This window comes from Magnetofaba australis IT-1, assembly GCF_002109495.1.
GTDB classification, from domain to species: domain Bacteria; phylum Pseudomonadota; class Magnetococcia; order Magnetococcales; family Magnetococcaceae; genus Magnetofaba; species Magnetofaba australis.
Window position 1 is genome coordinate 34281 of the sequence record NZ_LVJN01000021.1, and the last position, 26082, is coordinate 60362.

Sequence of the window (26082 nt, forward strand, 5' to 3'; positions counted from 1 at the left end):
CACAGCGCGGTTTGAATTCAGGAGGATTCCATGGTCGGCGTTTCCGTGGAGCTGGAGTTGATCACCCCCGAAAAGGTGATCTACTCCGAAGATGTGCAGATTGTGACCGTGCCCGGCAGTGAGGGCTACTTTGGCGTGATCCCCGGCCACGTGCCCATGATCACCACCCTCAAGAGCGGTGTGGTGCGCGTGGGCCAGGACGATGATTCGGTGTACATCGCCGTCTCCAAGGGCTTCGCCGAGGTGCGTCCCGATCGCGTGACCCTGCTCATCGACAAGGCCACCCTGGGAACCGAGGTGGATCTGGACGAAGCGGAGATCGCGCTGTCCGAAGCAGAAAAGCGCATGAACGACAGCGCTTGCGAAGGCTATGAGCATGCCGACGCCTGTGATCGCGCCGCCTTCCATCAGGCGCAGATCGCCGCCGCCGCCAAGCGTTACAGCTAAGCGGCTCGATATGATGTGATTCAACGCCGCCCTGAAGCGATTCAGGGCGGCGTTTTTTATGCCCGCGCGTTGCGCGATAGAACGCCTCCTTATAGTATCGTTCCCGATTCAAGCAGTTGCCATATCTGCGTGGAAGATTTAAGAGACTGGGGCTTCGCCCCAGACCCCACGAGGGCGCCGCCCTCGACCCGCCAGGGCTTTGCCCTGGACCCATGAGGGCTCCGCCCTCAACCCGGCAGGGCTCTGCCCTGCACCCGCCAGGGAAATGATTTCCCTGGACCCTCGTTAGTTTGGCTTTGTTCTGTTAATGGGCCTGTTCAGATTCCATTGAGTGTGTTCGCACTGTGTTGGCGTTATGAAATTGCTTGATAATTACTCGATTTATTCAACATTTAGGAGCTTCTCATGGCCGATTGCGCCGTTTTGATTCTGGCCGCAGGCAAGGGCACGCGCATGAAATCCGAGCTGCCCAAAGTGCTGCACCCCCTGGCGGAAAAACCCCTCCTGGCCCATGTGCTGGACGCCGCGCGCGGACTCAACCCCAGCCGCATCGTGGTGGTGGTGGGCCACGGTGGCGATCAGGTGCGCGCCGCCATGGCCGCTGATGACGTCAGCTTCGTCACCCAGGAACCGCAACTGGGCACCGGCCACGCCGTACAGTGCGGCCTGACGGCGCTGGGCGAAGTCTCGGGCGAATTGCTCATTCTCAATGGCGACGTGCCGCTGATCCGCACCGAAACCCTCACTGGACTGCTGGACCTGCATCGCCGCGGCGGCCATCCGGTCACCGTACTCTCCTGCATGCAGAATCCCCCCACTGGCTATGGCCGCATGGTGCGCGGCGAGCTGGGCAATCTGGAGCGCATCGTCGAGGAGAAGGACGCCGACACCGAGACCCGCGCCATCAATGAGATCAACTCCGGCACCTACTGTGTGGACGCCGCGCGTCTGCCCGGCTGGCTGTCGCAGCTCTCCACCGACAACGCCCAGGGCGAATACTATCTCACCGACATCGTGCCCATGGCCAACAGCGAGCATCGCGAAGGCTCCGGCAGCGGTCTGGCGGGGGCGTTCTGCCACCACGACGGCATGGAGCTCTCCGGCATCAACAATCGCGTGCAGTTGGCGCAGTTGGGCGCGGCGTTCCGCAATCGCCTCACCGAGCGCCTGATGATGGATGGCGTCAGCTTCATCGATCCAGGCTCCTGCTGGATCGCCGCCGACGCCAAAATTGGCCGCGATACGCAGATCGCCCCTGGGGTGATCATCGGTCCCAATGTGACCATCGCCGAAGGCTGCGTCATCGGCCCCTACTGCGAGATACGCAACGCCGATCTCGGTCCCGGCACGGTGCTGCACGCCTATTGCCATGTGGATGGCGCAGTGGCCAAGGGGCCCGGCAGCATCGGCCCGTTTGCGCGCTTGCGCCCCGGCACGGTGCTGGAGGCCAACATCAAGGTGGGCGATTTCGTCGAGCTGAAGAAGACCCACCTGGGCGAAGGCAGCAAAGTGCCGCATCTGGCCTATGTGGGCGATGCGGAGATTGGCAAGAACTGCAATATCGGTTGCGGCACCATCACTTGCAACTATGATGGGGTGAACAAGCACAAGACCACTTTGGGCGATGGCGTGTTCATCGGCTCCGACACGCAGTTGGTGGCCCCGGTGACGTTGGGCGACGGCGCCTATGTGGGCGCGGGCAGCACCATCACCAAGGACGTGCCGGGCGATGCGCTGGCCACCAGTCGCGTGGGACAGCGGGTGACTGAAGGGTGGGCGGCCAAACGCCGGGCGACATTGAAGAAGAATAAATAAATCCCCCTAGCGCTCGGCTGCGAGAGTTCGCACAATAGAAAAGGGGAAAAGCTGGACATTTATGGCCAGCTTTTCCGGGGTCTGGGGGCCGCGCCCCCAGCGGCCATAGGCGAAGCCGTATCTAACAATACTGGGCAGCGCCCCACGGTGTTAGGGGAGTTTGAGGGCGCAGCCCTCAATATCTTTCATCTTCCAAACACCATCCCCCATCATCAGAAATCCACCAGTGGAGCGGCGCGGCATGGAGCGAAAATTGCGCATCACCATCATCATCCCCGCCTACAACGAAGCCGAGATGATTGGCAACACCGTTGCGGCGCTGGTGGATCTGAAGCCCGAATACAAAGAGAAAGGGCTGGATCTGCGCATCTTCGTGGTGGATGACGGCTCCGCCGACGACACCCGCCAACTGGCGGAGAACGCAGGCGCCGACCGGGTGCTGCGCCACCGGGTCAATCAAGGCTTGGGCGCGGCGGTGCGCACCGGCCTGACCGCCGCCCACAACGACGGCGCCGACATCACGGTCAAGTTCGATGCCGACCTGCAGCACGACCCCAACGACATTCTGCCGCTGATTCAGCCCATCCGCGACGATGAGGCCGATGTGGTGTATGGCAATCGCTTTGAGCGCATTGAGTACGCCATGCCGCTGGTGCGTAAAGTGGGCAACCGGGTCTTCACCGGCCTGATGCGCTGGCTCACCAAATGGCCCCTCAAGGATAGCCAACCAGGCATCTTCGCCGTGCATCGGGTCTTCACCGGCATGTTCTACATGCCCGGCGACTACAACTACACCCAGCAGATTCTGGTGGACGCCTACCGCAAGGGGATGCGCTTCGCCCATGTGCCGGTGGCGTTCCGCAAGCGGGTCACGGGCAAGTCCTTCATCAGCTTCAAATACCCCTTCAAAGTGCTGCCGCAGATCTTCATGGTGCTGGTGGCGGTGCGACCGCTCAAAGTGTTCGCCCCCATCGGTTTCGCCTTTCTGCTGCCGGGCGCCCTCATCGGCATTTGGGAGTTCTTCGACTGGGCTTGGGGCTCCGGCGCCAAACCCATTCAGCACGTCAATCTGGTGCTGGGGCTCACCCTGTTCGGCATGCAGACCATCTTCTTCGGCATCCTGGCGCATCTGATTGTGGATAAGGGCGGACGACGGTAGGCCCTTGGACTGATTTGGGATGCTGAAAGATACTGGGGCTTCGCCCCAGACCCCGACCAGGGCGCCGCCCTGGACCCGGCAGGGCTTTGCCCTGCACCCACGAGGGCTCTGCCCTCGACCCGCCAGGGAAATGATTTCCCTGGACCCTCGTTAGTTTCCCTCCGCGCATGCATGCACAATTGTGCGGGTTCGGTTCTCTTTTGGCTTCGGGCGGCCCATGTTTCAGAAAATCGCTTACGTCATCGGTCTGGAGCTGAACAACAATCGCCGCGCCCATGCGGTGCAGATCATGAAAAACGCCCAGGCCTGGGCCAATGCCGCGCAGTCGTTCGAATTCGTCGTCAACGTCTTCCCTGCCACCTGGCGCGCCGGACTGGACCCCGAGCAACTGGCGCAGTTCTACGGCCTGCAACGCCCCTTCCCCATGCGCGCGTTCCCCTTCTACCACTGGGAGTATGAACGCCATGGCTGGCTGATGCCGGTGTTCTACCACGTCGCCTCCTGGTACTGCCGTTTGCGCGGTTTTGATCTCATCTTCTCACGCAATTACAACTTCCCCCGCTACGCCATCGCTCGGGGCATCCCCACCATCATGGAGGGACACAACGTCCCCGCCCGCGAGCCGGAACGCAGCAACTTCCTGCGCGCCACCCAGGATCCGCGCATGCTGGGGGTGGTGACCATCTCCCAGCCCCTGGCTGACGGCATGATCGCCGCTGGAGTGCCCGCGCATAAGATGATCGTGGAGCCCGACGGGGTGGATCTGGAGCGCTTCGCCAATCCGTTGGACAGACGCGCGGCGCGGGAGAAGCTGGGGCTGAATCCCGCGCGTCCGCTGGCGGTCTATTGCGGCCATCTATATGAAAAACGCGGAGTCGAAGAGATTTTTGAGGCGGCCAAGCGGCTACCCCATGTGGACTTCCTGCTGGTGGGGGGGATGGACAGCGACCTGGCCAAGCGTCGGCGCGAGATTGAGCATCTGAAGTTGGAGAACGTGCTGTTCAGCGGCTTTGTGGAGAATGGGCGCATTCCCGACTACCTGTGGGCGGCGGATGTGCTGCTGATGCCCTACAGCCGCGAGGGGGCGACGGCGGAGTGGATGTCGCCGATGAAGATGTTTGAGTATATGGCCGCTGGCCGGGTGATTCTCTCCTCTGACCTGCCTGCGCTGCGCACGGTGTTGCGGCATGGGGAGAATGCGTGGCTGGTGGCGCCCGATAGCGGCCCGGCGTTGGCGGAGGGGATGGCGGCGCTGCTGGATGATTCGGCGTTGGCGCAGCGGCTGGCGGCCAAGGCGCTGGAGGAGATTCCGCAGTATGCGTGGCAGGCCCGGGTGGCGCGCATCCTGGCGTTTGCAAAGGAGCAGGCCAGGCAGCATCTATGACCTGGGGAGTCAAACAGTGTGTGCGTGACGCAGTCCGAGCTGGCGCTGTCTATGGGCCTCCGGCTGGTCGGAGGCGGGTCTGGAGGCTTTGCGCCCAGCGGGTCCAGGGCGCCGCCGGGCGCCCGCCAGGCGGCCAGCCTCCTGGACCTCGACAAATCGCCTCTGGCAGTTTGGCGCCTGACATAGCGCTATAGTAAATCGAAACCAAAACTGGACATTTGGCGCGAAACGAAAATGTGGAAAATCGGGACATTTATTGGCCCGATTTTTCGGGGCCTGGGGTCCGCGACCCCAGCGGGGTGTGGGGCGGCGCCCCACGATTTGGCAGGGTTGCCAAATCGGACTCGCGTAGCGAGCCCGAAGGGTGAGGGCCAAGGATAGCCCGAATCACGGTTTGGTTTTAGGGAGCTCGAGGGCGGAGCCCTCGATATCTTTCATTATCCAAAAACCGAACATGTCCGATTCTCGGTTAGACTTGCTATAGCTCGCCTTCTTTCCCGCACACACTGTTACTTCTGGCTGGCTTCCACCAACCACCCCTCCAACTGGTCCACCCGCTGATCCCATGTGTTCTGCAACGCCGTCGCCCTTCTGAGTTCCGGCGTGCCCACGCCGCCCGCCTCCAACGCCTCGCCCAACGCCTGCCGCCACGCTTCCGGCGTGCTTGGCGTCGCCGCCACATGGCTGAACTCCTCTACAATCACCGTCTGCGGCCCCGCCACCACCGGTTTGCCCACCGCCAAATACTCATGCAATTTCACCGGGTAGCCATGCGCCACCCAATCATCCCCGCTCACCCGGTAGCAGATGGCGTTTACATCCATATGCTGCACATACGCCGGCGCCGCATCCCGCGCCTTGGCCCCCAGCACATGCACGTTAGGCAGCGCCCGACACTGCTCCCACAACCCCCGCGCCGCCCGGTCGCGCTCGGATTGTCCATCCAGCATCACCGGGCCGATAAACACCCACTGCCATGTCGGCTCAGTACGCGCCACATGTAGAACCATCTCCAGATCCAGCTTGCTGTTCACCGTGCCCAAATAGCCAATGCGCGGGCTCGGAATCGCCGCCAAATCCGCCGGACACGCACACCCCTGCGCGGCGATGAACGGCGCCGGGTCCGCGCCATTGTTCAGCACCCGGGCTCGCTGCGGACCATCCCCCGGCAGATGCGCCGCCATGGCCGGTGACGAGGTGGTGATCAAATCCGCTCGTTGGACCAGTTGGCGCTGCCACTGCTCCAGTTCGGAGTTCCATTGATCCATGGCCGAATAGACGTCGTAGACGTGATACAGCACCCGGCGCGGTTTGAGCCGCTCCACATAGGGCCAGAAGCGGGGGTGGAACAGCATCAGGGTCAAGTCATCGCGCTGGTCGGGAAACAGCGACGCCATGCGCGCCATGTGGCGACGCTGCGCCCAGCGGTCCCAGGCGGGATGTTTGGGCCAGCGCGGCGGCCAGCGGCCCGGTTGATCGAGCCAGACGTTGTCCTGTTGCTTAAAGCGGCCTAGCCAGGGGGCGCTGTTCCACAGATGTCCGCCGCGATCCCACAGGCTGAGGGGACCGTAACTGTAGAGCACGGGCCAGCCGCGCGCGCCCATGCGGGTGAGCAACTGCTGGCGCGACAGCCAGCGGTCGTCCCAGGCGTGGGGCGCAAAGGCGATAATGGGTGGTTGAGTCTGCTTTGCCATACGCCAATCGAAATCCCGGCAAACGGAGTAAGTTGGCAAGAACAGAGCGGCCAACGCGCTGTTCAAAATTAACGAGGGTCCAGGGAAATCGGATTTGTCCCGATTGGCCTGGCGGGTCCAGGGCGGCGCCCCGTGGGTCCAGGGCAACGCCCTGGCGGGTCCCGGGCAGCGCCCTCATGGGGTTTGGGGCGAAGCCCCAATATCTTTCATCGTCCAAAACACATGATGATTCAAATAGCCAATTGCCTTCCCGGAACAATCACCGTAGCGTAAAAGCCCAATTGGCGAAACGCTTTCCACTCGGATCTGACATCGAATCCCATGGCCCGTATCGGACCCATCACCCCGGACGACCTGCCGCGCGCATGCGCGTTCTGGCATCAGCATCTGAACAGCGACCTGAGCGAGGCGCAGTGGCGCGCGGCGCTGGCCCCGCACTGGCTGCGCGATGCCCCCAATCACGGCTTCATGCTGGAGGATAATGGCGAAATCGTCGGCGCGCTGGGGGCGATTCACCATCAGCGCCGGGTGGAGGGGCAGCTGCGGAGTTTCTGCAATGTGACCAGTTGGCGCGTTCTGGAGAGCCATGCGCCCATGAGCCTGGGGCTGCTCAAGGCGGCTCTGGCGCAGCCGGACGCCACCATCATCGGCACCACGCCCAGCCCCCTGGTGGAGAAGATCTATCGCCTGCTCAAACTCACCTGTGTGGCGCCGTCGGTAATCGTGCTGCCGCACCTGCCGCTACTCAAGGCGCACAACCCCAGCAAGTCGGGGCTGCTGAAACTATTCAAGCGCAATGAACACGGTGGCTGGGTGGAGCGCGACGCGGCCATGCTCGATCAGTTGATGCCCGAGGCCGAACGCGACGCTTACCGCGATCATCGTGATTATCCCTGGCTGCGTCACGCCCTGTTGGGCGGCGGTGTGGGCAACTGGTGTTATGTGATCTATAAGCGCCGGGTGTGGAAACGTCTGCCCTCGGCGGAGATCCTCTACATCAGCGATCCGCTGCGCTTTTTACGCTATCGCAACGCCTGGGCGCGCCATCTGCTGTGGCGCGAAGGCATCGCCACCTCCCACATCGAGAGCCGATTCTTGCCCGCCACGCCCGCGTTCACCCTGCAACGGGAGCTGGGAGGAACGCCCGCCGGATTGCGCCTGCAAGAGGGAGTCACTGAAGCGCAATGCAGCTATCTGTATACTGAACGCATGACGCTGGATCTGTGATGGTTGCGTTGTGCGGAAGCTGACGGTGATGGTTAAGATATTTGGAAGCTGAAAGATATTGGGGCTTCGCCCCAAACCCCACCAGGGCTTTGCCCTGGACCCACGGGGCTCCGCCCTCGACCCGCTGGGGGCGCGGCCCCCAGACCCCGCCGCCGACCAGTCGGCGGCCAATAGTCAGCGCAAGCCGAATCTACGTCACGCAAACATTGGCCGTTCAGTGCAGTTTTGGTTTTGACTCGCAATAGATTTCCACCTAACTGGGCTTTCCCTCCTGCGCTTCGTTTGAGGCCTTTTCTTATGTCGAATTTTGATCCGCTCAGTTGGTACCCCGATATGCAGCCCGTCCCTGCCGACGCCTCCGCTGCGCCGCGTCTGGCCATTGTGGTGGACACCGAAGAGTCCTTCGACTGGAACGCCCCCTTCACCCGCGCCGCCACCGATGTCTCCCATCTGGCCCACGCCGACCGACTGCAAGCCCTGTGTGACCCTTACGGCATCGCTCCCTGCTACGTGGTGGATGGTCCCGTCGCTGCGCAGCCCGCTGGATACGAACCCCTGCGCGCCCTGTTGCAAACGGGGCGGGCGCAGATTGGCGCGCATCTGCATCCGTGGGTGACGCCGCCGTTTGACGAAGAGGTCAACGCCCGCAATGCCTATCCGGGCAATCTGCCGCTGGCGTTGGAGCGCGCCAAACTGATGCATCTGACCGACGCCATCACGCAGAATTTCGGCCAGCGCCCCACGGTGTACAAAGCAGGACGCTATGGCTTCGGTCCCCATACGGCGCATTTGCTGGGAGAGCTGGGCTATCGGGTGGATTTGAGCCCGTCGCCGGGGTTTGATCAGAGCGCCGACGGCGGCCCGGACTATGCGCGTTTTCCCTCGGCGCCGTTTACTTTCTCCGGTGGCGAAGGGCGGCGTCTGTTGTGTCTGCCCACCAGTGGCGGCTATGCGGGTTGGCTGGGCGGATGGGGGCCAGCATTGCAGCATGCGTGCGAATCGCCGTTGGGTCAGATGCTCAAACTGACGCCACTGCTGGATCGCAGTCGGGCCATGGCGCGCATGCGGCTGTCGCCGGAGGGGTATGATCTGGGCGAGATGCAGCGTATGACGCGGCATCTGCTGGGATGTGGGGAGCGGGTGGTGACGGTGAGTTTGCATTCGCCGAGTTTGGCGACGGGCAACACGCCGTATGTGCGGGACGAGGAGGAGCTGGCGGCGTTCCTGGGCCGATTGGGCGAATACATCCGCTGGTTTATTGAGGATGTGGGGGGCAAGCCTGCGCCGCAGATGGCGGAGCTGGCGCAGGAGCATGTAGGCGAGCCTGCCGCGAAATAAACAGTGTGTGCGTGACACAGTCCGAGCTGGCGCTGACTATTGGCCTCCGGCTGGCCGGAGGCGGGGTCTGGGGGCCGCTGCCCCCAGCGGGTCCAGGGCGGCGCCCTGGCGGGTTGAGGGCGGCGCCCTCATGGGGTGTGGGGCAAAGCCCCACGATCTTGAGTCTTTCAGCCGTTTCCCCATTGAACAAGGTTGGAGCCAGAAGAAGCAATCAGGGAAGCTGAGGGCGTTGAGCCAGCACGGAGGAAAACGGGAAACGGTGGTGAGCGATATGTCGGCGCAGCCGACAGGAGCGAATGCCGTAGAACTCCAAGCCAAGGAAAGACAATAAAGTGTGTGCGTGAGGGGGCCGTCTCCCCCAGACTTCCCCGAAACACCCGGCAGGCAATCAATTCGTCACATGCTTGCCCCGCGAGCCAGACTCTTGCGCGCTTGAGAATTCCCCCTGGTCAAACTGGGTCAGCCAGCAGCCGAAAATATCCGACAGCATCTGCTTGTGCGTGCTGGTGTCAAAACGGATATCGCCAAAACTGAGCTTGGGGCACCCCTTGAGGCGCCAGGTTCCCATGATATTGGCCTCACAAGAGCGTTGATCTTCGCGCAACGAGTGAAAGCGCACCGGCTTGCCGCACAGGGTGCGCATCACGTCAAAGTTTCGCGCCCCCACCAGATGGGGAAAACCCACCAGATGGCCAACCTCATGCACGATGGGCATGTCGTAACGTCCGCCGCCATCCACCACCACCACGCCCGCGCTCTTCTCAGAGATCGGCTGATCAGGTAGGGAGAAGCCCCCCACTTGGCGGCCCGAGTAGCCGATGACCACATTGAGATGGTCGTTGAGGATGTACGGGGCGTTCTGGATGGCTTCAAACTGCTGGTTGCGTTGCGCATGATCCAACGCGCGCATGGCCTTGGGGGCGCAAGCGACGGTGTAGGCGCTGAGCTGAAAGCGTTGAAACTCTCCCGCCGCCAGCGGCGCGAACTCCCGGTTCAGATCCTCAATCAGCAGCGGCGCCATGCACGCATTGAACTCATAGGACGCCCAGTCGGGTTTGCCATTCTTGCCCACAGGCGCCGGACAGAGCTTGAAGAAGGCGCGATCGCGCGAGCCGTTGGCCCACGTGCGACGCAGCGGAAAGGTGTGTTTGAGCGCATAATCATCGCTCAAAACCACAATGTGCGTCTTGATCGGTTTGGCGTCCGATGGCGGTGTGGCGAAGTGTTGCGTTCGATATCCTCCCGCGCCGGGCGCGCAGCGGGTGAGATCCTGACCGACGGTGCGAAACCGCCCAAGCCACTTGTTATCCAGGCGAACGCCCGCCTGCAACAGCTTTTTGGTCCCGACCAGACGCATGAGGTAGCGCGACTGTGACTCCCAAGCGAGGGGCTCCAGGGTGAGCGAACGACGATCCGGCGAGAGCTTGGGTTGCGCCTTCATCTGCACGCAGTAGGCGAAATTGGTCGTCGATACCTGAATGTTCTCGATATTCAGACACTCGCGGTCATTGATGTTGGTGGTGAGCGACACGCCGGGCGGGATCGGTTGATCAAAGGTCAGGGTAATGACCCCCTGCGGTTCCACGGTGCTCTGGTGCGCCGGGAGGCTCTGGCTGATGCGCAGCAGGGTTTCCGCGTGGACGGCGTGGGCGCCGAAGAGCATCAGGATTCCCAGGATGGTCAGAATCGATTTGGCGTTGTGCATCGGGCGGCGTCTTTTCAATCCGTCGGCGCAGACGGCTGTGGAGGGTGGCTGTGCTGTCTGACTCTGAGCAGCGGCAACTTGCGGCGAATTCGCTGTCAACGCGCGGGGCCAATTTTCACTTCAATACGTATTCAAGTCGATGAAAAAGTTGCGAACGATTTGATTGAGATGGATGCAAGGCACAATCGATTCGCGGTTGGCTCCTGGGATCTCCCAAAAGGCGTGCGCGTTATTTTGGCTTGAGAGCGGCCATTTCGGCCTGTGGGACAATCCTCGCCACTATTTTTCCAAACCGGAATAGCCCGCGCCACCCAGATAAGAGAGGCGCAGAGCGATCTTACGCCCAGATAAAATATGAAGATTTTATGACTGTAAGGTGTCTGATTGATCAAGCCTAATTTATGTTAATTTATGTGACAATTTAGAGGAGTCTTATATAGCATTGTATCTAAGAGAAATTTGTGGATTTTCCCTGCGTACCGCCGCATTATGGGTCTATGCATTTATGACGTTGTTGTAAACCTCGAATCCTTGCTGGGCATCCGGGAAATTCTCCTATGGGAGGGGGTTCCCTATGCGCAATCTCACCGTGCGTCTGCAGTTGCTGCTGGCGTTTTTCGCCTTAATCGGTCTGATGCTCATCATCAGTGTCACAGCCTTTGTTGGCCTTTCAGCACTCAATGATGACACCCGTTTGGGCTATGAGACCCATCTGCCCAGTTTGGACTTTTTGATTGAGGCCGACCGCGACTTCCAGCAGATGCTGGTGGCCGAGCGCACGTTGGTGACGCTGACCCAAGCGGATGAAGGATTTGCCGGGCAGATGGATGATCTGGTGGCCAATCGTGGTCAAGTGGTCAAGCGTATGGGCAAATACCGGGCGCTGATAACCACCGAGGCGGAGCGCAAACTGTTTGCAGAGTACGACGTGGCGCTGAAAGCTTGGGAGTCCGTTTCCGACCGCATCATCGCGGGGTTGAAAAGCGCCGATCCCGCCGAGCGTGATGCGGCCCGCAGCCTGTCATTGGGGGAGGGCGGCGCGCTGTTTGAAGGGGTGCGCGACGTGATGGACAAGCTGCAGGAGACCCTGTTGGGCAACACCGAGGCCACTCTGGAGCACACCCGGGAGCACTACAGTGAGGCGCGATGGGGAATCGCTTTGGCGACCTTGGCGGCACTGATCATTGGGATCGTGTTGGCCATACGTTTGAGCTCCGCCATCATCAAAACTCTGGGCAATGAGCCCAAACATTTGGCGCGCATCGCCCAGCAGGTGGCGTCGGGGGATCTGGCGCTGCCGCCGCAAAGCGCGCAATCGATTCCCGGCAGCGTCTGCCGCGCCATGGTGGATATGACCGGCCAGTTGCGCGGCATGATCGAGTCGATCCAAAATTTGGCGGGCCAGACCGGCGCCACCGCCAAGCAGTTGAGTCAGATCAGCCAGGATATGGATGGCCAAATGGCGCAAATGCGTGACAATAGCAGCGCCGTCGGCCAGTCGGCCCAAGCGGTCAATGCGGGCAATCGCGCCAATGTCGAGTCGGTGGAGCAGAGCGCGCAAAACTTAAGCGCCATCGCCAGCGCCATGCAGCAGATCAACGCCAACATGACCACCATCTCCGCCGCGTCGGAACAGGTGGGGGGCAATCTCAACACCGTGGCCGCTGCGGTGGAAGAGGCCTCCGCCAGCATGGATCAAGTCTCCCAGGCGTCGCAGCGCAGCCAGGAGAACGCCCAGGGCATGGCCCACGCCATCGTCGATCTCAATCAGGCCATCGACGAGGTGCAGCAGCGTTGTGATCAAGCCAACGACAGCGCCAAGCAGGCCAGCGCCAACGCCCGCGAGAGCGTGGGCAAGGTCAAGCAACTCACCGAAATGACCAATGAGATCAACAAGGTGGTCGGCATCATCAACAATATCGCCGAGCAGACCAACATGTTGGCGCTCAACGCCTCCATCGAATCCGCTGGCGCGGGCGAAGCGGGCAAGGGCTTTGCCGTGGTCGCCAATGAGGTCAAGGAGCTGGCCAAACAGACCAGCGAATCGGTGAACCTGATCAGCGAGACCGTGGATAAGATTCAACGGGAGGCCAACGCCGTCTCACGGGACAGTATGGACGTCTCCACCACCATCGACGGCGTCAATCAGGTCATCGGCGATATCGTGGAGTTTGTGGACACCTTCAAACACACCCTGCACGAAGTCTCCACCACCGTCACCGCCACGGTGAAGGAGTCGGAAGAGATGCATCGGCAGTTGCGTGAGTCCACTCAGGCGATTACGGAGATTGCAGGGAATGTGAGCGAAGTCTCCGCCGCCATTGGCGAGGTCAATCGCAACGTCTCCGACATCTCGGTGGGGGTGGACCACATCTCCCGCCAGGTGGATGACGCCGAAGCGGGCGGTCAGCAGGTCAAGCAGCGCACCGCCGACTCCGTGGAGCAGTTCTCCCGCATCACCGCGTTGATGGAGAAGATGGAGAGTTCCGTGCAGGTGGTGACGGGATTGGGGCAACAGGTGCAGCAGAGCGTCGCCAGCCTCAATCAGGTCAGTCACTCCCTCGAAGAGCAGATGGCGCGCTTCCGCATGTGATCGTTGGGGGCGGTATTGCCCCATGGGGTGGTATAGCCGCTTGAATCCAGAATGACACAAATCCAAAGCGCTCAATGTTTGCGTGACACTGGTTGGTCTTGCGTTGACTATGGGACAAATTTCCAACGGAAATTTGGCGGGATTCTTAAGGGTCTGAGACCCTTAAGCGGGTGTAATGGAATGGTCCGCTCCGCTACCCAAACGGCCTCGCAATGGGCCAAGATGGTGATGTGTTTTTCCATCTAAACGGAGTCGGAGCGGACCATGAGCAATCATATCGAAAACGGACAGGTACGGGTACTGGGTATTGATCTGGGCAAGAGCGTGTTTCAGTTGCATGGCGTCGATGCGAGCGGCAAGAGCGTTCTGAAACAGCGCTTGAAACGAGATAAGTTACTGGAGTTCATGGCGCAACTGCCGCCGTGCCTGGTGGGGATGGAAGCCAGTAGCGGCGCCCACCATTGGGCGCGGAAATTTCAGGGATATGGGCATGATGTGCGTTTGATGGCGCCGCAATATGTGAAGCCCTACGTGAAGCGGCACAAGAACGACAGCGTGGATGCAGAGGCGATTTGCGAAGCGGTACAGCGGCCGAATATGCGTTTTGTGGGGATCAAAAGCGTTGCCCAGCAAGAAATTCTAGCGTTGCATCGGGTGCGCAGTCTGGCGGTGAAGAACCGCACGGCGTTGGTGAACCAGATTCGCGGACTGCTTGCCGAGTATGGGATTGTCTTTCCCAAGAGCATCAAGCAGGCGCGGCGGGCGATTGTGCTGATTTTGAGTGATGAGAGCTCGGAAATGAGCGCCAATTTTCGCGTAATTCTGGAGGATGAGCGCGATGAGCTGGCGCATTTGGATGAGCGCATCGGCAAATATGAGCGTGAGATTGAGGCGCTGGCCAAGGCGGAGCCGCAGTGTCGATTGCTGATGACGATCCCGGGAGTGGGACCGATCACGGCGACGGCGCTGTTGGCGTCGGTGGGGGATGTGCGGGCGTTTAAGAATGGCCGGGAGCTGTCGGCATGGATAGGGTTGGTTCCGAATCAGCACTCCACAGGGGGCAAGGCGTGGCTGACGGGGATCAGCAAGCGGGGAAACGGTTATCTTCGCACCCTGTTGATTCATGGGGCGCGGGCGGCGTTGCGCGTGTGTGAAAACAAGCCGGATCGCCGCAGCCAGTGGGCAGTGTCGGTGTCGGAACGTCGCGGCGCAAATAGAGCAGTGGTGGCGCTGGCCAACCGCATGGCGCGCAGCGCGTGGGCGATGCTGGTGAAGCAGGAGGCCTATGGGGCCAGCGCCGCTGTGTAGAGAGAGCGCAATACAACTCTAAAAGAAAAACAGGCCGATAAGGAAAGAGAAAGAGATCCCACCAGCCAGGTTGCGAGAGAGAGTCGAGATTGATGGCGTGAAACGGCATAGCCCTGCGTGGTCAAGAACCTGTTTCGCCCAAGGGCCCATAGAGGCCGAGGGTGTGTTGAGGAGGGCCACGCGCAAATTCCATCAGGGCCAGAGGGCGACAAGCCCCTCATCAACAGGCCGGATACATGGGCGCGACTAAGCCTCACACATCAGTGGACATTTTCTCTTGCCGTGGCGGAGCGGACCATACATGGGCAGCGCCCACGATTCGGCAGGATTGCCGAATCGGACTCGCGCAGCGAGCCCGCAGGGTGAGGGCCATGGATGGCCCGAATCACGGTTTGGATTTTGATCTTGGGAGCTCGAGGGCGGAGCCCTCGATATCTTTCAGCGCCCATATGTGCACTTTTGAATACTAGCGACTATAAAACCGCCGTCACGCCCGCTCAAACCATTTGGCGATGGCCATCACGCGCTCAGGCAGCCCATAGGGCGGCTTGAGCACCGCCACGCCGCTGCCGATCATGCGGCGTCCCTCGGGGACGGGGAAAATCACCTCACTCACCAACGCCTCGGGTTCTGCTTCCGGTAGATTCAGCCGCTCCATCAGCTCCTCATGGGTTCCATTGTTCAAAATGGGATACCACACCATCACCACCCCTTCGGGCCACTTGCGCCGCGCCCGCACAACCACATCGGCCACGCGGCGGAATTCAAAGCTCTCTTCATAGGGCGGGTCGATCATCAACAGCCCCCGGCGGGGAGTGGGCGGAATCAGCGCCATTGCCCCTTGCAGGCCGTCGCGACGGTGAATCGCCACGCCCGCTGCGCGCAGATGGCGCAGTAGGGCGCTATGCTCGCCGGGATGTAATTCCATCAGGTGCAGCGTGTCCGTCGCCCGCAGCAGCGTGCGGGCGATGAGCGGCGAGCCGGGATAGGCGTGGGAGCCGTGACGCTGAGAGATGGCCGACAGTGCGCGGGCGTAAGGGTGTTCAGCGGGAATCCGCCCCGCTGCGGTCATGGCCACAATGCCCGCCGCCGCCTCGCCGGTCTTGCTCGCCTCGGGGCCGGAGAGGTCATACAGGCCGCGTCCGGCGTGGCTCTCCAAGTAGCTGATGGGGCGATCTTTTTGTGTGAGCAGTGTGAGAATTTCCGCCAGCATGGCGTGTTTGTGAACATCGGCGGGAGAACCCGCGTGATAAGCGTGCTGGTAGGAGAGCATCGGGCGCGCCGCTCGGGCTGGAACGCCGGGAGGCTCCCGGCAAGCGGCGGGATCATACGCGCTATTGGGTGGGAGCGCCATCTGCAAATGCTTGGGTTGCTTGCTCAGGCGCGATATTGGGGCGCAACGTCTTTCCCTCAAACACTTTGTGCGCATACGAGTTGGCGGCTTTGAGAGCATTCGCTCCTGTCGGCCTTGCCGACAGATCGCTCACCGCCGTTTCCCGTTTTCCTGTGTGCAGGCTCGTAGCTCCCCAGCTTCTCTTGCCGCTTTGTGCTGGCGCCGCCTTCGATCACTGGGGAAACGGCTGAAACCCGTGGGGCTCCGCCCCACACCCCGCCAGGGCGCCGCCCTGGACCCGCTGGGGCCACAGGCCCCAGACCCCGCCTCCGGCCAGCCGGAGGCCAATAGACAGCGCCAGCTCGAACTGCGTCACGCAGTCACTTTTTACTTTGTGCTTTGCAAGTCAGCCAGCACGCCGTCCCAGAACGCAATCCGCGCCAGAATCGCCCGCTCCGCCGCCGCCTGCGCCTGGGCAATCTTCTCCGGGTCGTCGTCGCACAGATAGTCCAACATCCGCAGCGACAACGGACCATGATGATCCTCATCCAAGTGGATATGCCGCTCCAGGTAGTAGTGGAACGCCGGCGCCGTGTCGCCATCAATGGCCATCTGCGCCAACAACGCGCGGAACATCGCCGGAATGATCTGCTCGCGCCCAAACGCAAACGCCGCCGCCACCTCATGCGGGCGATCTCCCGCAATAAACGCGAAGGTGGAGCGCATAAAGCTCTGCGCCGCCACTGGCGCATGATCCGGCACAGCGTCCAAAGCAGGCTCCAACCCGCCCAACTCCGTCACCCGCGCCACAAATTCATGGGCGTTGGCCGCGCTGGCGCCGACCTCCTCCATGGCCATGGCGTAGAGTTCGAAATGGCTGGCGAACGTCGGCTCGGACCCCTCCGGCCCCGGCATGCCCTGATCGCTCTCCTCCTCCAACACAATCTCATTGATGAAGCGCCGCACCGTGGGGTCGCCAACAGGCCCCCACGGCTGCTGCGCCGGAGCCAGGCGCGCCTGCAAATACTTCAGCAGCGACATGAAATCCCACACCGAGAAGATGTGGTGCGCCATAAAACGCCGCACCGTGGGCATATCCACCACCGCCGCATACACCGGGTGCGCATTCAGCTTTGCGCGCAGCGGCGCCAGAGCGTCCAGATCCAGAACAGTCACAGGAGAATCAGCCATTTTCACAAACTCGATAGAGGGGCAAAAGAGAGAGCCAAAACAGCGCACCGTAGCCCACCCACCTCCCTCTGACAACCATTTGCAGGAACATCCATTATTGCGCCCCATGCGGTGAATATGGAACGATGAGGCAGAATCACTCTCGTTTATAAGGATTTGGTTATGTTCGTGCGCCGTTCCGCCGCCCTGCTGCTGTGCCTGTTTTCTTTTTGCATGCTGAACGCCTCTCTGGCCAATGCGGATGAACGTAAAACGGTGCGCCCCTATCCGGCGCTGAGGATCGCCCCCCATGTGTGGGCGATCCATGGCCCACTGGGCAGCCCCACAGTGGAGAATCAGGGCTTCATGAATAACCCCGCCTGGGTGGAGACCGCCAACAGCGTGGTGGTGATCGACCCCGGCTCCTCGCTCTACGCCGGGCGCATGGTGGTGGATCAGATTCGTCAGCACACCCGCAAGCCCATCTCCCATGTATTCAACACCCACGTGCATGGCGATCACTGGCTGGGCAACCAGGCCATGCTGGAAGAGAACCCCAACGCGCATATTCTGGCGCATCCGTTGATGATCGCCGAAGCCAAAGCCACCGCCGCCGACGAGTGGCTGGCGCAGATGTCCAAGGTCACCGACGGCTATACCGACGGCACCCAGGCGGTGATCCCCGCCCAGGCGGTGGACAATGACATCACCCTGACCATCGGCGGCCTCACCTTTCATATCCTGGCGCCGCCCAAGGCCCACAGCGGTACCGATATCATGATCCATCTGCGCGAAGAGGGGGTGCTGTTCGCAGGCGATAACGTGCTCTCAGGGCGTATCGCACGCATGGATGACGCCACCTTCCGCGGCAACATCAACGCCTGCAACGTGGCCCTGGCCAGCGGCGCGCGCATCATCCTGCCCGGCCACGGCCCCACCGGTGGCGTGGAGACCATCATCACCTTCCGCACCCTGCTCACCACTCTGTATGAGACCACCCGCCGCTACTACAGTGAGGGCATCGAAGCCTACGAAGCCAAACCCCGGGTTAAACAGGCGCTGGCGCCGTTCCAGGGTTGGGTGGAGTTCGAGCGCAACATCGGCAAGCAGATCGAACTGGCCTACCTGGAGGCCGAGCAGGCCGATTTTGAATAGTCCGCGCCCTGGTCTCCCCCTGCACTGCGCGCTATCCTGCCATGAGGTGAAAATGACAATGCGCGCTGCAACCGCCGTATTCAACACATGAGGATCCCTACGTGAACCTGAGCGCCACCCTCCAGGAGTGCATCAACGAGTCCTCCACCCGCACTCAGCTCTGGACCAGCATCATCAACCGCCTGGAGCCTCATAGCATTGCCGAAATCGGCGTGTGGGAAGGGGCGTTCTCCCGTCATGTGCTGGATAACTGCCCCAATGTGACGCGCTATGTGATGATCGATCCCTGGCGCCAGTTGGACCAGTGGAACAAACCGCTCAATCAGGCCCAACCCCGCATGGACGCCGCCTACGCCGCCGCCATGCAAGCCACCGAAGCCCACGCGCACAAGCGCGAGGTGCTGCGCGGGCGCACCGTGGATGTGATCGACTCCCTGCCCGACGGCTCCCTCGACATGGTCTATGTGGATGGCGACCACTCTCTGCGCGGCGTGAGCATCGACCTGATCGCCTGCTACCCCAAACTGGCTCCAGGCGGGTGGCTCACCGGCGACGACCTGGTGCGCACCATCTGGCAACACGCCCCCGCGTATGAACCGACCATGGTGTTTCCTTTTGTGGTCTACTTTGCCGAGAGCCAGGGCGCAGAACTCTACACCCTGCCCTACAACCAGTTCTTGATCCGCAAACCCCTCGCTGGCGAACGCAACTTCCAGTTCCATGATCTGGCGGGCGGCTATGGCGAACACGGCGTGTTGCCCCACATCGCCCCGCGCCGCATGCTGGGGCTCTGGCTCAACCACGCTTGCCCGCGGCTCTATCGTCTCCTCACGGCGCTCAAGCGGCTCGTTGGCTAAGAGTCCGGCTTAAGCCCCCTCCCCTCGGCTCCAACGCCTGGGCGCGCAGCAACCCGGCGCCCAGGCGCAGCAACTTTTTTCCCTCTCAAACAAAAAAAATCGCCTTCAGGGGGTTGACGCTGGGGAATGCGTGCTTACATAAGCGCCATCAGCACTGCAACCGCGTTCCGGCCCCTGCGCTCCTTGCGCCGCCCGGAGGCGACAAACAAAACACCGTTCTTCCGGCCCCGTTGGCCGGATCGACACACAAAGAATCGACCGAAACAACCCCACTGGAGGCACAGGCGCTATGAGCACCAAATTCCGTCCGTTGCATGATCGCGTTGTCGTCAAGCGCACCGAAGGCGACGAAAAAACCGCTGGCGGCATCATCATCCCCGACACCGCCAAAGAGAAGCCCATCGAGGGTAAAGTGATCGCCGCCGGACCCGGCGCCGTCTCCGAAGAGGGCAAAGTGCGTCCGCTGGATGTCAAAGAGGGCGACCGCGTGCTGTTCTCCAAGTACTCCGGCACCGACGTCAAGATCGACGGCGAAGAGCTGCTGATCATGCGCGAATCCGACATCCTCGGCGTCATCGAGTAAGTCTGCGCGCCGCGCGCCTATCCATTCGTCATCATCTCCCGCCTCGCGCCTGCGCGGCGGGATTCAGAAACAGAGGGAAAGCACTATGTCCGCCAAAGAAGTGAAATTCGGCGAAATCGCCCGCGCCAGCATGCTCGACGGCGTCAACATTCTGGCCAACGCCGTGAAAGTGACCCTGGGCCCCAAAGGCCGCAACGTGGTGTTGGACAAGTCCTGGGGCGCCCCCCGCGTGACCAAGGATGGCGTCTCCGTGGCCAAGGAGATCGAACTGGAAGACAAGTTCGAGAACATGGGCGCGCAGATGCTGCGTGAGGTCTCCTCCAAGACCGCCGACGAAGCCGGCGACGGCACCACCACCGCCACCGTGCTGGCCCAGGCGCTGATCCGCGAAGGCATGAAGTCCGTGGCCGCCGGCATGAACCCCATGGATCTGAAGCGCGGCATCGACGCCGCTGTGGAGGCCGTGGTGGTGGGCTTGAAAGGTCTGTCCCGCGAAGTGGCCAACTCCGATGAGATCTCCCAGGTGGGCGCCATCTCCGCCAACTCCGACCGCGTGGTGGGCGACATGATCGCCGAAGCCATGGACAAAGTCGGCAAAGAGGGCGTCATCACGGTGGAAGAGGCCAAAGGCCTGGAGACCACCCTGGACGTGGTGGAAGGCATGCAGTTCGACCGCGGCTACCTCTCCCCCTACTTCGTCACCAACGCCGACAAAATGCTCTGCGAAATGGATGACCCCTTGATCCTGCTGGTGGAGAAGAAGATCTCCAACCTGCAGCAGATCCTGCCCATCCTCGAAGGCGTGGTGCAATCCTCGCGTCCGCTGCTGATCATCGCCGAAGATATCGAAGGCGAAGCCCTGGCCACCCTGGTGGTCAACAAGCTGCGCGGCGGCCTGAAAGTGGCGGCGGTCAAAGCCCCCGGCTTCGGCGATCGTCGTAAGGCGATGATGGAGGATATCGCTATCCTCACCGGCGGCACCCTGGTCTCCGAAGACGTCGGCGTCAAGCTCGAGAGCGTCACCCTCGATATGCTGGGCACCGCCAAGTCGGTGATCATCACCAAAGAGGAGACCACCATCGTCGACGGCGCTGGCGCCGGGGAGAACATCAAGGCCCGCATCGGCCAGATCCGCGCCCAGATCGAAGAGACCACCTCCGACTACGACCGTGAGAAGCTGCAAGAGCGTCTGGCCAAACTGGCCGGCGGCGTGGCGGTGATCAAAGTCGGCGGCGCCACCGAAGTGGAAGTGAAAGAGCGTAAGGATCGCGTCGACGACGCCCTGCACGCCACCCGCGCTGCGGTGGAAGAGGGCATCGTCCCCGGCGGCGGCGTGGCCCTGCTGCGCGCTCGCGCCAAACTGGACGGCCTGAGCGGCGCCAACGCCGACCAGAACGTCGGCATCAAGATCGTGCGTCGCGCCATCGAAGAGCCCCTGCGCATCATCTCCGAGAACGCCGGTCACGAAGGCTCGGTGGTGGTCAACAAGATCGTTGAGTCCAACGAGACCAACTTCGGCTTCAACGCCGCCACCGACGAGTATGGCGACATGATCGCCGCCGGCGTCATCGACCCGACCAAAGTGGTGCGCAACGCCCTGCAGTCCGCCGCCTCCGTGGCCGGTCTGATGATCACCACCGAAGCCATGGTGGCCGAACTGCCCAAGAAAGACGCCCCCATGCCCGGCGGCGACATGGGCGGCATGGGCGGCATGGGCGGCATGGGCATGTAATTTCGCCCGCTCCCAACGTCGACTTAGAGCGACTTTTCCATCGCCCCCGCGCCCCGTGCGCGGGGGCGATTTTTTTATTTTTTACTTGATTCCAGGCTTTTCCGAAACTTGACGCGCTTGTTGGGAAAAGCGCGCATTTTCCCTCTTTTCACACAGCCAAGAGTGCGGTAAACCTTATACCCGGTCAGCGGGAGAGCGGCCGAAAGAATCCGCTGCGCGTCAGGCCCTTACCACATTTTCCGCGTCTCGAATCGGGACGTGGCGGGGTGGCGAAGGCGGAACGCGTTTGAATCGACCGACGCAACCATATTCTGCGTACGGCGACGCAAGCGGTTCCCAAGGAAATCGTTATTGGGGGAAGAGATGGATTTTGTCAATCTTATGCCCATCGCCCTGTTGGGCTATTTCGTCATCATGGCCATCGTCAAGTCCTTTGACGGCGACCGGGTGGCGGTCTACTTCAAGAACGCCAAGATCAAAACCGGCGAAAAACGTCGCAACGTGTTCGGCGTGAATAATCCCCACTCCTGGATGGATTAATCCACCCAAGACGGGGAAGCCTCGGCTTTCGGGCCACTCCCTGATATCCGTCCCGCCGGTTCGCACAACGCGCTGGACCCCAGGTTGATTGAGCAGCGTCCCCCCATCTGGCGGGATGCATCGCTTCTGTTTATGGTTTTAAGGAGACGGCGGCATGGGCAAGAAGATCGGCGTTGTGCTCTCCGGTTGCGGCGTTTTCGACGGCGCGGAGATCCACGAAGCGACCCTGACGCTGTTCTTTCTGGATCGCGTCGGCGCCGAGGCCATCTGCTACGCCCCCGACATCGCTCAACACCATGTGATCAACCACCTCACCGGCAGTGAGATGGACGAAACCCGCAATGTGATGGTGGAGTCCGCCCGCATCGCCCGCGGCAAAATCACCCCATTGTCGGAGGCCCGCGCCGAAGATATGGACGCGCTGATTCTGCCCGGCGGTTTTGGCGCCGCCAAGAATCTCTCCTCGGTCGCCTTCGATGGCGCGGAAGCCACCGTCAACTCCGACCTGGCCCTACTGCTGGGCGAGATCAAAGCTGCGGGCAAGCCCATCGGCGCCATGTGCATCAGCCCCGCTGTGGTCTCCAAGGCGTTGGCCGAACAGGGCGTCACGGTGACCATTGGCGACGACGCTGGAACCGCAGGCGCCATCGAAGCCATGGGCAATACGCACCAGACCAGCGCGGTGGAGCAAATTGTGGTGGACGACGCCAACAACATCGTCACCACCGCGGCCTATATGTGCGCCGCCAGCATCGCCCAAGTGGGCGAAGGGATCGAGAAACTGGTGGCTGAAGTGCTGAAGCGCGCCTGATCATGTCCCGCGCGCGCATCCTCTACGCCGATAGCGAACGCTCTGCGGATCTGTTCTACGCCGTGGGCATGTTTGTGCCCGACCCGTTTCTGTTTGTGCAACAAGCGGATGGCAAGACGCATATGGTGATCTCCGCGTTGGAGATCGACCGCGCGCGCCGTTGCGCCCGCGTGGATCAATTGCACGATCTGGAAGCGGTGCGCAATCAGGTCAAAGCGGACCATCCCGATTGGAGCTTGAACGCCGGGAGCATCGCCGCCGGGTTTGTGCTGTCGCTGGGCATTACCGAGCTTGAAGCGCCGTTTGACTTCCCTCTGGGCGTGGCCGAGGCGTTGCGTATGGCGGGAGTGACGGTGGTGGTGGTTGAGGGCGCTTTCTGGCCCCAGCGCGCCATCAAGCGGGATGATGAAGTCGCCGCCATCGCCGAGGCGCTACAGATCACCGAACAGGGCATGCGCGCGGGGATTGAACTGATCCGCTCGTCGCGCATCGGCGATGACGGCTGGCTCTATATTGACAATCAGCAGCTCACCAGCGAGATGGTGCGGGCAGAGATCAACGCGACGTTGACGCGCCTGGGCGCCAGCCCCCACCACACCATCGTGGCGGGCGGCGCGCAGGCGGCGGATCCCCATGAAGAGGGCTCCGGGCCGTTGGCGGCCCACCGCGCCATTATCATGGACGTCTTCCCCCGGGTGGAGAAGAGCGGCTATTGGGGCGACATGACCCGCACCGTGTGTCGCGGCGAGCCCTCCGAGCAGCTGCAACGGGCCTGGGATGCGGTGTTGGCCGGGCAGGAGAAGGCGTTTGAACTCCTGGGCGCAGGCGTCAGCGGCAAGGCCGTGCATGATGCGGTGACCCAGGTTCTCACCGACGCCGGGTTCCCCACCGGGCCCACGGCGGATGGCAGACAGGGCGGATTTTTCCATGGCACCGGCCATGGTTTGGGGGTGGAGATTCACGAGCCGCCCCGGGTGAGCAGCAGGGATTCCCGCATGGAGACCGGTCACGTGGTCACCGTGGAGCCGGGATTGTACTACCCCGACATGGGGGGCGTACGGTTGGAAGACGTGGTGGTGATTGAGCCCGATGGGTGTCGTAACCTCACCGCCATGCCGAAGTTTTTTCAGGTATAAATAATAATAACAATAAGAAGTTCAGCGGGCATCGCAGTACGGGAGTTACCTAAAGGGGGCGTCTGTTTTTACAGACGCCCCCTTGCCGTTTGCCGTCGGCTCTTGAGAAGATCTCCATGTAAGATTTTGCAAACTTTTGGTATTCGTCAGTAAGCCTTATATAGTCGCTAGCATCCAAAAGTGAACATATGGGCGCTGGAAGATATCGAGGGCTCCGCCCTCGAGCTCCCAAGACCAACAGCCACACCGTGGGCTCCGCCCACACCTGCTGGGGGCGCGGCCCCCAGACCCCGCCGCCGACCAGTCGGCGGCCAATAGTCAGCGCAAGCCGGGCCTACGTCACGCAAACATTGCGTGTTTGGATAGGTGTCATTCTGAATTCAAGCGACTATAAATTCTGCCAGAAAACGGGAAAATGCGCAGTTCTGTGACTGCTCACGGAGCCCTTGTGGAAAAAACAAGCGACAAAGTTTGAAGCCTTGCTAATACGCCCTCATAGAAGATTATCTGAGATGATTTGGAATTTTAATAGCACAGCGCTTCCGTCGATATACGCCAAAAGCTTCCCCTGTTTGGATGAGATCTATGCATGTTTTTAAACGGTGGTTAATCAGGATCTGCACGGCGACTCTGGGGCTATCGTGCGGTCAGGCGCACGCCTTTCTGCCCGAGGCGCCGATAGCGTTTGCTCGCGTCGGCAATACTGCAGACCTCACCGCCTCTCTCCAACGCCAGCCAGCTCTGCTCACTGACGTCGATATTTATAATCACTCACTCATGGATATTGCCATTGAACAAGGGCAAACAGAGATTGTAGAGCTTTTATTGAGTAAAGGGGCTGACCCAAACCGACGCACCTGGAAAGGGCAAACGCCACTTCATGTCGCCGCCTATTTTTCCAAACCACAAATCATCAAGATCTTGGTGAATCATGGGGCGCGCCTTGATATCGCCATGCCCTTAGTCGAAGAAAAAACAGAAAGCCTGGATGGATTCTATCCCATTCATTTGGCCTGTATTTCCGAGTATGGTCATGACGTGTTGCGATTACTCACTGAACTCGGCGCAGATCTCAATCAAAAGCGGCTCGGATATGGCCAATCCCCTTTGGAAATCGCCATCCGTTATGGCCCTGTCGAAGCCATTCAACGCCTCATCGCTTTGGTGAGCCAAAGCCGCCAACACGCACTTGAAGTCAACATGAACAGAATTCGGCAGGCAGCGATAGAGTCCAGTGATCCCAAACGCATGCAGATCATTGAGATGTGGTTGGCTGCCAAATCCGACCAACGCCCAAATTAGTCTAAAAAGTGATACGTTATGTTGCCGATGAGATGGGAAGTATTGAAGCGCAAAGAGCTCACAAAGACAATCCTTTTTGGTTGTTTGCCGATTTTTGTTTCCATTCCTTGCGCTGCCCAAGGGTTCCTCTCCGAAGAACCGTATAACATGATCAAATCCGGTGATCTGAAAGCGCTCAAACACTATCTCAACAGCAACCCTATCAATATCAATGGTGTCAATAACGCAAATCTCTCCTTAATGGATATCGCTGTTTCTGAAGGAAAACTTGATATCGTCAAGTCCCTGCTCAAATTCGGTGCTGATTCAAATCACCGCACACGTAAAGGGGCGACACCGCTCCTAGTCGCAGCATACAGCGCCAATGCGGACATGATTCGGTTACTCCTAAATCATGGCGCAAAAATCGACATGGCCATGCCTATTATGGAGGATTGGGATGAGGGTGTTGATGGATTCTATCCCATTCATATGGCGGCAATATCAAAACATCACGCGCAGAGCGCCCAAGCGCTTGAAGCCCTCATCGAAGCGGGGGCGGATATTAACCAACCAAGACTCAAATTTTTAGAGACTCCAATCATTGTCGCAATTGATGCTGGCAATATCCAAGCTGTCGAAACATTATGGCGATTTAGCCAAATTCAGAACAAACCTCTGCGTATCACTGGAAATCTCAAATTTATTAACTTTGATGAATCACCCGCCATGGCCAACCTGCTCAAACAAATATTTGGGCCAGAGTGGAGGCAGGTTGTTCTTCATTGAGCAGATCAACCCGCCTCCAGACATC

21 protein-coding genes are annotated in these 26082 nt (G+C 60.7%); 17 read left to right on the forward strand and 4 right to left on the reverse strand.

Features of this window, described 5'->3' with window-relative positions; all coding sequences use genetic code 11:
- Positions 1-30 precede the first annotated feature (30 nt).
- From atpC to MAIT1_RS19015, 4 genes are all read left to right on the forward strand, one after another.
- Positions 31-447: an ATP synthase F1 subunit epsilon gene (gene atpC, locus MAIT1_RS19000; RefSeq protein ID WP_085446239.1), complete on the forward strand. Its 417-nt coding sequence runs from the start codon at positions 31-33 to the stop codon at positions 445-447.
- A gap of 405 nt (positions 448-852) precedes the next feature.
- Positions 853-2262, forward strand: a complete 1410-nt coding sequence (gene glmU, locus MAIT1_RS19005; RefSeq protein WP_085446240.1) for a bifunctional UDP-N-acetylglucosamine diphosphorylase/glucosamine-1-phosphate N-acetyltransferase GlmU — start codon at positions 853-855, stop codon at positions 2260-2262.
- 241 nt (positions 2263-2503) lie between these two features.
- A complete protein-coding gene (locus tag MAIT1_RS19010; RefSeq protein ID WP_085446241.1) occupies positions 2504-3421 on the forward strand; it encodes a glycosyltransferase family 2 protein in 918 nt (305 codons plus the stop codon).
- 217 nt (positions 3422-3638) lie between these two features.
- Positions 3639-4805, forward strand: coding sequence for a glycosyltransferase family 4 protein (locus MAIT1_RS19015; protein WP_085446242.1), 1167 nt, complete (start codon positions 3639-3641; stop codon positions 4803-4805).
- Between the two features lie 509 nt (positions 4806-5314).
- Here MAIT1_RS19015 and MAIT1_RS19020 read toward each other — a convergent pair.
- Positions 5315-6499: a glycosyltransferase gene (locus tag MAIT1_RS19020; RefSeq protein ID WP_085446243.1), complete on the reverse strand. Its 1185-nt coding sequence runs from the start codon at positions 6497-6499 to the stop codon at positions 5315-5317.
- A gap of 321 nt (positions 6500-6820) precedes the next feature.
- Between MAIT1_RS19020 and MAIT1_RS19025 the strand changes: the two genes are divergently transcribed.
- Together MAIT1_RS19025 and MAIT1_RS19030 are read left to right on the forward strand one after the other, a co-directional pair.
- Positions 6821-7726, forward strand: coding sequence for a hypothetical protein (locus MAIT1_RS19025; RefSeq protein ID WP_085446244.1), 906 nt, complete (start codon positions 6821-6823; stop codon positions 7724-7726).
- A gap of 297 nt (positions 7727-8023) precedes the next feature.
- A complete protein-coding gene (locus MAIT1_RS19030; protein ID WP_085446245.1) occupies positions 8024-9064 on the forward strand; it encodes a polysaccharide deacetylase family protein in 1041 nt (346 codons plus the stop codon).
- Between the two features lie 388 nt (positions 9065-9452).
- Here MAIT1_RS19030 and MAIT1_RS19040 read toward each other — a convergent pair whose 3' ends face one another.
- A complete protein-coding gene (locus MAIT1_RS19040) occupies positions 9453-10769 on the reverse strand; it encodes a hypothetical protein (protein WP_085446247.1) in 1317 nt (438 codons plus the stop codon).
- Between the two features lie 574 nt (positions 10770-11343).
- On the opposite strand from MAIT1_RS19040, the gene MAIT1_RS19045 reads away from it, so the two are divergent.
- Both MAIT1_RS19045 and MAIT1_RS19050 read left to right on the forward strand, forming a co-directional pair.
- Positions 11344-13362: a methyl-accepting chemotaxis protein gene (locus tag MAIT1_RS19045; protein ID WP_085446248.1), complete on the forward strand. Its 2019-nt coding sequence runs from the start codon at positions 11344-11346 to the stop codon at positions 13360-13362.
- Positions 13363-13626: 264 nt separating this feature from the next.
- Positions 13627-14670, forward strand: a complete 1044-nt coding sequence (locus tag MAIT1_RS19050) for an IS110 family RNA-guided transposase (RefSeq protein ID WP_085444483.1) — start codon at positions 13627-13629, stop codon at positions 14668-14670.
- Positions 14671-15157: 487 nt separating this feature from the next.
- On the opposite strand, the gene rlmJ is transcribed toward MAIT1_RS19050, so the two are convergent.
- Both rlmJ and MAIT1_RS19060 read right to left on the reverse strand, forming a co-directional pair.
- Complete coding sequence (rlmJ, locus tag MAIT1_RS19055) at positions 15158-16024, reverse strand: 23S rRNA (adenine(2030)-N(6))-methyltransferase RlmJ (protein ID WP_198947961.1); 867 nt, start codon at positions 16022-16024, stop codon at positions 15158-15160.
- 366 nt (positions 16025-16390) lie between these two features.
- Complete coding sequence (locus tag MAIT1_RS19060) at positions 16391-17194, reverse strand: DUF3050 domain-containing protein (protein ID WP_198947962.1); 804 nt, start codon at positions 17192-17194, stop codon at positions 16391-16393.
- Positions 17195-17356: 162 nt separating this feature from the next.
- Here MAIT1_RS19060 and MAIT1_RS19065 point away from each other — a divergent pair, with 162 nt between their 5' ends.
- The 9 genes from MAIT1_RS19065 (at position 17357) to MAIT1_RS19105 (ending at position 26057) form a co-directional block, all read left to right on the forward strand.
- The gene (locus MAIT1_RS19065; RefSeq protein ID WP_085446251.1) at positions 17357-18328 is read left to right on the forward strand and encodes an MBL fold metallo-hydrolase; all 972 of its coding nucleotides are present in this window, start codon (positions 17357-17359) and stop codon (positions 18326-18328) included.
- A 101-nt stretch (positions 18329-18429) separates the two neighbouring features.
- On the forward strand, positions 18430-19185 hold the full coding sequence (locus MAIT1_RS19070) for a class I SAM-dependent methyltransferase (RefSeq protein ID WP_158089624.1): 756 nt from the start codon (positions 18430-18432) through the stop codon (positions 19183-19185).
- A gap of 289 nt (positions 19186-19474) precedes the next feature.
- A complete protein-coding gene (groES, locus tag MAIT1_RS19075) occupies positions 19475-19768 on the forward strand; it encodes a co-chaperone GroES (RefSeq protein WP_085446253.1) in 294 nt (97 codons plus the stop codon).
- 85 nt (positions 19769-19853) lie between these two features.
- Positions 19854-21500 carry a chaperonin GroEL gene (groL, locus tag MAIT1_RS19080; protein WP_085446254.1) on the forward strand — a complete coding sequence of 549 codons (1647 nt, stop codon included), beginning with the start codon at positions 19854-19856 and terminating at the stop codon, positions 21498-21500.
- A gap of 381 nt (positions 21501-21881) precedes the next feature.
- Positions 21882-22040: a hypothetical protein gene (locus MAIT1_RS21935; protein WP_158089625.1), complete on the forward strand. Its 159-nt coding sequence runs from the start codon at positions 21882-21884 to the stop codon at positions 22038-22040.
- Between the two features lie 154 nt (positions 22041-22194).
- Positions 22195-22851, forward strand: a complete 657-nt coding sequence (gene elbB / locus MAIT1_RS19090) for an isoprenoid biosynthesis glyoxalase ElbB (protein WP_085446256.1) — start codon at positions 22195-22197, stop codon at positions 22849-22851.
- Positions 22852-22853: 2 nt separating this feature from the next.
- Positions 22854-23987 (forward strand): M24 family metallopeptidase, encoded by a 1134-nt coding sequence (locus tag MAIT1_RS19095; RefSeq protein ID WP_085446257.1) that lies wholly within the window; start codon positions 22854-22856, stop codon positions 23985-23987.
- Between the two features lie 585 nt (positions 23988-24572).
- Positions 24573-25289: an ankyrin repeat domain-containing protein gene (locus MAIT1_RS19100; RefSeq protein ID WP_158089626.1), complete on the forward strand. Its 717-nt coding sequence runs from the start codon at positions 24573-24575 to the stop codon at positions 25287-25289.
- An 18-nt stretch (positions 25290-25307) separates the two neighbouring features.
- On the forward strand, positions 25308-26057 hold the full coding sequence (locus MAIT1_RS19105; RefSeq protein ID WP_085446259.1) for an ankyrin repeat domain-containing protein: 750 nt from the start codon (positions 25308-25310) through the stop codon (positions 26055-26057).
- The last annotated feature ends 25 nt before the right edge of the window (positions 26058-26082 follow it).

Excerpts from the sequence above, each read along its gene's own strand:
- MAIT1_RS19050 (WP_085444483.1), top strand. The coding sequence starts at position 13,627 with ATGAGCAATCATATCGAAAACGGACAGGTACGGGTACTGGGTATTGAT.
- MAIT1_RS19045 (WP_085446248.1), top strand. The coding sequence starts at position 11,344 with ATGCGCAATCTCACCGTGCGTCTGCAGTTGCTGCTGGCGTTTTTCGCC.
- MAIT1_RS19020 (WP_085446243.1), bottom strand. The coding sequence starts at position 6,499 with ATGGCAAAGCAGACTCAACCACCCATTATCGCCTTTGCGCCCCACGCC.
- groL (WP_085446254.1), top strand. The coding sequence starts at position 19,854 with ATGTCCGCCAAAGAAGTGAAATTCGGCGAAATCGCCCGCGCCAGCATG.
- MAIT1_RS19010 (WP_085446241.1), top strand. The coding sequence starts at position 2,504 with ATGGAGCGAAAATTGCGCATCACCATCATCATCCCCGCCTACAACGAA.
- MAIT1_RS19060 (WP_198947962.1), bottom strand. The coding sequence starts at position 17,194 with ATGGCTGATTCTCCTGTGACTGTTCTGGATCTGGACGCTCTGGCGCCG.
- rlmJ (WP_198947961.1), bottom strand. The coding sequence starts at position 16,024 with ATGGCGCTCCCACCCAATAGCGCGTATGATCCCGCCGCTTGCCGGGAG.
- MAIT1_RS19065 (WP_085446251.1), top strand. The coding sequence starts at position 17,357 with ATGTTCGTGCGCCGTTCCGCCGCCCTGCTGCTGTGCCTGTTTTCTTTT.
- MAIT1_RS19015 (WP_085446242.1), top strand. The coding sequence starts at position 3,639 with ATGTTTCAGAAAATCGCTTACGTCATCGGTCTGGAGCTGAACAACAAT.
- MAIT1_RS19030 (WP_085446245.1), top strand. The coding sequence starts at position 8,024 with ATGTCGAATTTTGATCCGCTCAGTTGGTACCCCGATATGCAGCCCGTC.
- MAIT1_RS19025 (WP_085446244.1), top strand. The coding sequence starts at position 6,821 with ATGGCCCGTATCGGACCCATCACCCCGGACGACCTGCCGCGCGCATGC.
- groES (WP_085446253.1), top strand. The coding sequence starts at position 19,475 with ATGAGCACCAAATTCCGTCCGTTGCATGATCGCGTTGTCGTCAAGCGC.
- MAIT1_RS19100 (WP_158089626.1), top strand. The coding sequence starts at position 24,573 with ATGCATGTTTTTAAACGGTGGTTAATCAGGATCTGCACGGCGACTCTG.
- elbB (WP_085446256.1), top strand. The coding sequence starts at position 22,195 with ATGGGCAAGAAGATCGGCGTTGTGCTCTCCGGTTGCGGCGTTTTCGAC.
- MAIT1_RS21935 (WP_158089625.1), top strand. The coding sequence starts at position 21,882 with ATGCCCATCGCCCTGTTGGGCTATTTCGTCATCATGGCCATCGTCAAG.
- MAIT1_RS19040 (WP_085446247.1), bottom strand. The coding sequence starts at position 10,769 with ATGCACAACGCCAAATCGATTCTGACCATCCTGGGAATCCTGATGCTC.
- glmU (WP_085446240.1), top strand. The coding sequence starts at position 853 with ATGGCCGATTGCGCCGTTTTGATTCTGGCCGCAGGCAAGGGCACGCGC.
- MAIT1_RS19105 (WP_085446259.1), top strand. The coding sequence starts at position 25,308 with ATGTTGCCGATGAGATGGGAAGTATTGAAGCGCAAAGAGCTCACAAAG.
- atpC (WP_085446239.1), top strand. The coding sequence starts at position 31 with ATGGTCGGCGTTTCCGTGGAGCTGGAGTTGATCACCCCCGAAAAGGTG.
- MAIT1_RS19095 (WP_085446257.1), top strand. The coding sequence starts at position 22,854 with ATGTCCCGCGCGCGCATCCTCTACGCCGATAGCGAACGCTCTGCGGAT.